We start from the raw sequence: 7,355 nt of genomic DNA on the forward strand, positions 1-7,355 counted from the left end.
TTAACGGCAGAGGAAGAGCAGCAGATACTGGCGGTGTGCCATCAGCCGGCATATGCCAGCCTGCCACCGTCGCAAATCGTGCCGCGACTGGCGGATGAGGGGAGATATCTGGCGAGCGAGTCCTCGTTTTACCGGGTGCTGCGGCGGCATGGCGAAGCGCATCGACGGGGGCGGCAGCGGACGGGAGAGAAAGCCCGGCCGGCCACCACCTGGAAAGCGACGGAGCCGAATCAGGTGTGGATGTGGGATATCACCTGGCTCGCCTCAGTGGTGAAAGGGCGCTGGTTTTATCTGTATCTTATCGAAGACCTGTACAGCCGAAAAATCACGGGTTATGAAGTGCATGAGAGCGAAAGCGGAGAACAGGCGGCCGCACTAATCCAACGCAGTGTGTTGCGGGAACGGTGTTATCGGCAGCCGCTGGTGCTGCATGCGGATAATGGCGCGGCGATGAAGTCACAGACATTGCAGGTGAAGCTTCAGGAACTGGCGATAACCCCGTCTCACAGCCGTCCGCGGGTAAGTAACGATAACGCACATGTGGAGTCGCTGTTCAGGACGCTGAAATATGTACCGGAGTGGCCGTCATCTGGGTTCGTAAGGCTGGAAGAAGCGCGGGAGTGGGTGGAGAGATTTACCCGGTGGTATAACGGGGAACACCGGCACAGCGGTATCCGTTATGTAACGCCGGCGCAGCGACACCGTGGTGAAGACAGGGAAATACTGAGGAGGCGCGATGAAGTATACCGGTCGGCCCGTTCGGTCCATCCGGAACGCTGGTCAGGAAGGACAAGAAACTGGCAGCCGGCAGGCTCTGTGACATTAAATCCGGAGCGGGAAAAACAGGCGGCCTGAATCAGCAAGAGGTGACAACAACCTTGACACTTACCGCCGACAAATGACCACATTTCATCCACTTCGCAAATGAGCTGAATGTGCAGATTATCCAGTGGAAGAGAGGTGACGTTTTTCGGCGAGAGTTTTTTAGCGTGCGCGTAACGGTATTAATGCTGATATGCAGTGCTCGTGCAGTGTCGCGGATGCCAGCATTATTCATGGCAAGATCAATGATCTGATCCTTCATGCCCTGCTGGCAGGCACGATATTTATATTCAAGTTGAACGCTTCGGCAGCATGCCTGACAGCGGTAACGTTGATGCCCGGTACTCCCCTGTCCATGCTTGCTTACAAAACGGACATTTTACATCAACCTTAGCCATCAGAATCCCTTTGATAAAAACAGGGAGTTTATATGATTTTCAACGAATTGAATACATGACCCATTTTTTGCTTAAAGAAAGATCGACTGATTGTTTGATATGAGTCAAGTTTCGTGCTTTTGGGTAAAAATGCGTATATTCAGGATAATCGGCTAGATACCATGCTGATTAAATGGTTTTTATGTTGAGTACAAAAAATGATCAGTTTAGGTTGTTCTTTATGTTTAATGTTTTAAGAGATTAATAACCACTCCAAAAATTGACGGGAAGATTTTAAATGTATTAAATCGTGACGACTGGAGATTTTTAAAGGGATAGAAAATAATGAAATATGATCCTTCGAAAGAAAAATGCCCACTACCACACTCTATTTTTAGAGCATGTGTTACGCCTAGACCAATAGCATGGATATCAACCACTGATGAAAATGGAATTGATAATCTTGCGCCATTTAGCCAATGCCAAATCGTTACAATTGATCCGCCAATGGTAATGTTTTGCGCGAATCATTATCCTGATGATACAAGAAAAGACTCGGCAAGGAATGCAGAGAGTACAGGATGGTTTGTATGGAATATGGCTACTGAAGATTTAAAAGAAGCCGTTAATAAATCAGCAATGATTGTTCCTTCACATGTTGATGAGTTTGAACTTGCGAACGTCGCAAAAATTAAAGCTGATTTATCACAAATACCGATGGTTGCGGATAGTCCCTGTCAACTTGAATGTAAGTACATCAGTACACAGACAATAAAAGGGAATTCTAACCTAGGGACAGTGGATTTAATTTTAGGTGAAGTAATCAGAATCCATGTAAAAGATGAATATATCAAAGATGGAATGATGGATGTTTCGAAAGCTCAAGTTTTAGCGCGTATGGGTTATATTGACTACTCGACAATCAGTAACAGTTTTTCTATGCAGGTACCAATGGCACCTGAATTACTTAATATCATTATGTGCGGAAGTGACTAAGAGGAAGTTATTTATGAAAGTTAAAGAAATTATTGTTGAACAAATTGATAACCTGACTGATTTCGATATTTCTCAGTTAAGCGATGCAACCAATATTACAGATATTGGACTCGTTAGTTTAGATTATGTAGCAATTCAAGTCGCACTGAAAAGAGAAATGGGTATTGATGTGGATTTAAATAAACTAGCTCAGGAGAATTTAGAATCTATTGATGATTTAGTTAGATATATTGAAAGTCTTTGAGCTAAACTTGGAAGAAGACAAAATGAATAAAAGAGTAGTAGTCACAGGATATGGCGCAATATGTTCCTTAGGAAAGAATACAGAGGAAATTTGGGATTCGATATTAGCTAAAAAAATTGGTTATACATACTGGGAACATCCAGATAAAAGTGTTAAGGCCAAATATTTCGGAAGAATCAATTTTCCTCTTGAACTTCAAGTTTTCTCAAAAAAGATACTTAAAAATATGCCTAGATTTGCAAAGCTAGGACTAATGGCTTCGAGAGAGGCCATTAGCATGGCGTTTGGCTCAAGCCAGGCTACGGTTGTATCCGAATATTATGAACCGAAAGACTGTGGTGTAATATTTGGTACAGGTTGGGGTGGTATTGATGAAACAATAGAGAATAATGATCTTTATGTAAATACAGGTTTTGCCTCAACTCTAAGTAATTTATTCGCGATGCCTAGTATAGGCACCGCAAGTATTGCATTGAATTGGAATCTGAGAGGATACCAGAATACACCTTCTGCTGCATGTGCGACTGGTAGTATATCTATTGGTGATGCATATGAGCGTATAAAGATGGGCAAGGCTAAAATGATGTTAGCTGGTGGAGGTGAAAGCATTTTAGGTAATTATGGTATCTGGACTGTTGACATCCTAGGTGCTTTATCTAAAGAACAAGTGGAACCAAAAAACGCTTGTTGCCCGTTTAGTGCTGGAAGAACAGGTTTTATCTTATCAGAGGGTGCTGGAGTAGTCTGCTTAGAAGAGTACGAAAGTGCTAAATCAAGAGGTGCAAATATTCTCGCTGAAATTACGGGGTTTGCCAGTTTTACAGATGCATACGATATGACTGCTCCTGCACCAGATTTAGCAGGACGAGTTTGGGCTATTAAAGATGCGATTTCTGATGCCCAAATTATGAATGAAGACATTGATTATATTAACGCTCATGGCACATCTACACAATTAAATGATCTTAACGAAACTTTAGCTTTAAAAGAAGTCTTCGCCGAAAAAATATATAATATTCCTGTATCAAGCACAAAATCATATACAGGACACCTTATTGCAGCAACAGGTGCTATAGAAACAATTTTTTGTATTAAATCAATTGAATCAAGCATTATTCCTGCAACAATTAACTTTCATGAAAAAGATATCAATTGTAATTTAAATTATGTTCCTAATGAACATATGCGTAAAAAAGTAAAAAGAACATTGAATATTAACTATGGGTTCGGCGGTTCGAATAGTTGTCTCGTTATTCAGAAGGCTGATGAATGATAATAAAATATGATCAAGTGGATCTTGAACAATGGGCATTATTTTCTGGAGATTATAATAAAGTTCATTTTGATGAAATTTTCGCTTTAAATCAAGGACTTAAAGATAAAATCGTTCATGGAATGCTGGTTATGCTTGATGCGAAGTATCTATTGAGCAATGTTTTATCATTAGGAAATAGATCCTTATGCTTTTACTTAAAGTCTCCTGCCTATATCAACTCAACTATGTTGTTTGATATTACGGAAAAGAAAAATAGCAGTAGGCTAACTGTGAGAGATAGCAATAATAATATTTGCTTCGTAGCAAATGCTTCAGGCGATTTCATTGATATTGAAAATAGTAGTGAAAGAAGGAGCATTCCCTCTGATTTGATAAATAAGAAACTTAATCTATTCAGGAAATATTATCCTGATATCAATCAGGATTGGATATTTATTGATGCTTTGGCATTTTCTTTATATATATCAGATAACGATGAAAAACCATTAGCTAAAGAAACTGCAGCATATTTGAAGAAGCACAATATAGTTGATTCTAATGATTTGGCTGTTTATCAAGTAGATCATAAAATTAATGTGACTGATATGTTGTGGAGAAGGAGGGATTTCGATTTTAGAAAACTGTCCTATAATACAAAAGGAGGGGATTTATTAAGAAGTGGGAATGATGTCTATGGTGCTGTAGAAATCAATTTATTTGAAGAAGATAAATTGATTTATCAGCTATCAATGGGATTAATGGTCAAAGTAAAAATTAACTTAACATATTAATCATAAGATTATCATGCGGGGTAATTATGGAAAATACTACTGGGATTGACACAATTGTTCACTATGGGTGGCTATCTGATGAACAACGATGGGATGCTAATAGATATGACTGGCCTTGGCTAGGCGAGCTTGGAGATGACGATAAAAATATTATCCTTTTACTTGATTGTCTTTCAGATGGAGAGTTTTCTGGTCAGGCATCTATAACACAATTCTATAATTTAATTTTTAAGTTAAGAGAAAATGGCTTTGATAAGGACTTAATTTCTGATTGGGGGGAAGTTCTGGCCTACGCTAACATTATTACCTACGAAGAATTTAGACATGGTGTTTCTTTGGGGAAGATATTTAATTATGTAAAAACAGGTAAGGATGATTTTATATCAAATTTATCTATAAGAGGTTTTAGTGAAAAATATATTTGGTGCTTTGAAGAGAGGCAATACTGGAGTCTTTACAGCTATGCATTAGCACACTTATTTGCTGAGATTGTGAATACTGAATTATACAAAGATGTTCGCTCATTAATATCTCATCCAAAATTGAAAAGTGTTGTCTCAAATATTATGAGAGACGAGGCTAGGCATATAAAAGCTTGGAAAGATATCATAAAAAATATTATTAATGCAGATGAAAGACATAAGCAATTGTTTCTAGAGTCAATTTCTGAAGGCTTGGTTTACCACAACGCAATGGTGCACGAGACCTTCTTTGAAGGTCAGAATAAAATGTTACCCCTATTCTTGTCGGGAGAAGATGGAAAAGCTAGCGCCATAGAGCGGATATGTAAATCAAAGTATAATGTCCTTAATGAATTGTTTGGTGAAGAGAACATTTATACTATAGAGGATATAAAATATATTCATTCTGATTTTTTAATTAAATCATATGGAAAAAATCGGGCGGTGTATTCAAAAGAAGTTTCAAATAAAATAGACTTTATTGGTTAATATATGGAAGAGCTGAAACAATCTAAAAAAATATTAGTCACCGGAGGGAGCCGAGGAATCGGCTCTGGTATTGTAGAGATTCTTGCGAAACAAGGGTATCATGTCATCTTTACATATAATAGTAGCGAGGCATCAGCACACCAATTAAAAGAAAAGTTATTAAATCAGGGTATTAATAGTGATTATTTTAGATGTGATGTTAGTAACTATGATAGTGTTAGTTGCTTCTGTGAGTGTTTTTTAAAGGAATTTGGGCCTCCATATGGTATAGTTTATAATGCAGGAATTGCATTAGACAACTTACACTTCAATACTAAAGTTGAAGAGTGGAAAACTATTATAGATACTAATCTGAATTCGATATTTTATTTTAATAAGCATTTATTATCACCAATGCTAATTGGAGGAGGAACTATTATAACTATTAGCTCAGTAACTGCTGAGCGAGGTAACCCCGGACAAGTATGTTATGGTGCATCAAAAGCTGCGCTAAAAGGGTTGACCAAATCCTTAGCCAAAGAAGTTGGGCGGTTTAATGTAAGAGTGAATTCAATTGCTCCAGGATTTATAAATACGGATATGATTAATTTTATTTCCAATAAAGAATTGAAATATATCCGAAAGGAAATACCATTAGGTCGTATAGGGAAACCTTCTGATGTTGGTTTTCTAGTGGGATATTTGATGAGTAAAGAAGCAGAATATATCACTGGTCAAACAATTATCATTGATGGTGGTTTATCTGTATAAAGGGACATGTATGCATATTAGAAAAATACCTGAGAATGTTTTTTCTGCAATGAATATCAATGATGGGTTTAATTATCTTTGGAACCCTCAAATATCATCATCTATATTGGGGCTGGGTTATTCTTATTATTTTGAATTTATAGAGTACTTTGCAGAAAGAATTAACAGAATATATTCAGGGCTTATTTTGGATAAAAATCTGGTAAGTGATAATGATATTTTTATGAAACAAGAGTGGCAGCATGCGTTAGCACATAAGCCACTTAATGAATTTATAGCCTCTGTTTCTCCTCCCAGTAAAGAGAAATATCATGGCAATGTTTATGATTTTATGTATATAAATTATAAGTTATACTATGAACCTATATTGCATGATATTTTATCTAATGATTTAATTACCTTGGATAATGCATCATTAAAACATGGAATTAAAGAGGTTGCTATATTTGAAAGTAAAACGTGTGTTTCCAGCTTTGTTTTCTTTGAGCAACTGTTTGATGGCGGAAATATAAAGCGCATATTGAGTCTATCTAATAATTTAGGTATATTATATTTGCTAGCTTATCATTTTGTTGAAGAAATGGAACATAGCTATGTCGCTTTAGATTTATATGAAGAATTATACCATGAAAAGCTATGGGATAAATCTTTAGTTGAATCCGAGATAACTAATCAAAGTATCGAAAATAATCAAGCTGTACAATATGGTTTGTATGCGGCAAAATTATTAGGTGTTAATATATCCGTAAAAGATATTGAATGTAGCTCTTATTATAAATTTACGATTGAAAGGCAAAAGTATTTTATCAATGAGAATTTTCACCCACGTTTACCATCTGTGTCTGAAAAAAGAGAATATTACATTAATCAGTGGGATGATATTTGGGAGCCTATGGTTCTTGATGCAATTAATACCAAAGTGGCAACTGCTCGATGATTTTTTTTATGAGGAATTGAATGTTATAATATTAAGTTCATAACATGATTTGTTATAATATATAGTGTATTAGTCTCGACTTAATCTGACACATAACCTTGAAAGGTTGAGAGTTACCGGTTTTGATATGGGTGTCGAATCCTTATACAAAACACGAGGTAACTCTCATGCTTCATACGTAACCGAACGGTGAACTCGCATTGCGTGGTAAATATAATTGATTAAGCTGACGG

At 37.1% G+C, this 7,355-nt stretch carries 8 protein-coding genes and 1 pseudogene; 8 read left to right on the plus strand and 1 reads right to left on the minus strand.

Annotated elements, in window-relative coordinates:
- The coding region (locus EH228_RS06170) for an IS3 family transposase (RefSeq protein WP_152320805.1) at positions 1 to 855 on the plus strand (855 nt) is incomplete at its 5' end.
- A 23-nt stretch (positions 856 to 878) separates the two neighbouring features.
- On the opposite strand, the pseudogene EH228_RS06175 reads toward EH228_RS06170, so the two are convergent.
- A pseudogene (locus EH228_RS06175) lies at positions 879 to 1,220 on the minus strand (IS1 family transposase); the annotation flags it as partial.
- A 324-nt stretch (positions 1,221 to 1,544) separates the two neighbouring features.
- Here EH228_RS06175 and EH228_RS06180 point away from each other — a divergent pair.
- From EH228_RS06180 to EH228_RS06210, 7 genes are read left to right on the plus strand one after another with little or no spacing between them, the layout of a single operon-like run.
- Positions 1,545 to 2,195, plus strand: coding sequence for a flavin reductase family protein (locus tag EH228_RS06180; protein WP_152320806.1), 651 nt, complete (start codon positions 1,545 to 1,547; stop codon positions 2,193 to 2,195).
- Between the two features lie 13 nt (positions 2,196 to 2,208).
- On the plus strand, positions 2,209 to 2,439 hold the full coding sequence (locus EH228_RS06185) for a phosphopantetheine-binding protein (RefSeq protein WP_152320807.1): 231 nt from the start codon (positions 2,209 to 2,211) through the stop codon (positions 2,437 to 2,439).
- A 22-nt stretch (positions 2,440 to 2,461) separates the two neighbouring features.
- Positions 2,462 to 3,712 (plus strand): beta-ketoacyl-[acyl-carrier-protein] synthase family protein, encoded by a 1,251-nt coding sequence (locus tag EH228_RS06190; protein ID WP_152320808.1) that lies wholly within the window; start codon positions 2,462 to 2,464, stop codon positions 3,710 to 3,712.
- A complete protein-coding gene (locus EH228_RS06195) occupies positions 3,709 to 4,485 on the plus strand; it encodes a MaoC/PaaZ C-terminal domain-containing protein (protein WP_152320809.1) in 777 nt (258 codons plus the stop codon). The genes EH228_RS06190 and EH228_RS06195 overlap by 4 nt, the downstream gene beginning before the upstream one ends.
- Positions 4,486 to 4,511: 26 nt before the next feature.
- Entirely contained in the window at positions 4,512 to 5,435 is a 924-nt protein-coding gene (locus tag EH228_RS06200) for a hypothetical protein (protein WP_152320810.1), read from the plus strand.
- Between the two features lie 3 nt (positions 5,436 to 5,438).
- Positions 5,439 to 6,185 (plus strand): SDR family oxidoreductase, encoded by a 747-nt coding sequence (locus tag EH228_RS06205; protein WP_152320811.1) that lies wholly within the window; start codon positions 5,439 to 5,441, stop codon positions 6,183 to 6,185.
- Positions 6,186 to 6,195: 10 nt separating this feature from the next.
- Positions 6,196 to 7,122, plus strand: a complete 927-nt coding sequence (locus EH228_RS06210) for a metal-dependent hydrolase (RefSeq protein ID WP_193323283.1) — start codon at positions 6,196 to 6,198, stop codon at positions 7,120 to 7,122.
- Positions 7,123 to 7,355: the final 233 nt, after the last annotated feature.

Source organism: Erwinia endophytica (assembly GCF_009295515.1).
Classification (GTDB): domain Bacteria; phylum Pseudomonadota; class Gammaproteobacteria; order Enterobacterales; family Enterobacteriaceae; genus Erwinia; species Erwinia endophytica.

What these genes read in the sequence shown, in the direction of transcription:
- EH228_RS06210 (WP_193323283.1), top strand. Translation starts at nt 6,196, where the DNA reads ATGCATATTAGAAAAATACCTGAGAATGTTTTTTCTGCAATGAATATC.
- EH228_RS06200 (WP_152320810.1), top strand. Translation starts at nt 4,512, where the DNA reads ATGGAAAATACTACTGGGATTGACACAATTGTTCACTATGGGTGGCTA.
- EH228_RS06185 (WP_152320807.1), top strand. Translation starts at nt 2,209, where the DNA reads ATGAAAGTTAAAGAAATTATTGTTGAACAAATTGATAACCTGACTGAT.
- EH228_RS06195 (WP_152320809.1), top strand. Translation starts at nt 3,709, where the DNA reads ATGATAATAAAATATGATCAAGTGGATCTTGAACAATGGGCATTATTT.
- EH228_RS06180 (WP_152320806.1), top strand. Translation starts at nt 1,545, where the DNA reads ATGAAATATGATCCTTCGAAAGAAAAATGCCCACTACCACACTCTATT.
- EH228_RS06205 (WP_152320811.1), top strand. Translation starts at nt 5,439, where the DNA reads ATGGAAGAGCTGAAACAATCTAAAAAAATATTAGTCACCGGAGGGAGC.
- EH228_RS06190 (WP_152320808.1), top strand. Translation starts at nt 2,462, where the DNA reads ATGAATAAAAGAGTAGTAGTCACAGGATATGGCGCAATATGTTCCTTA.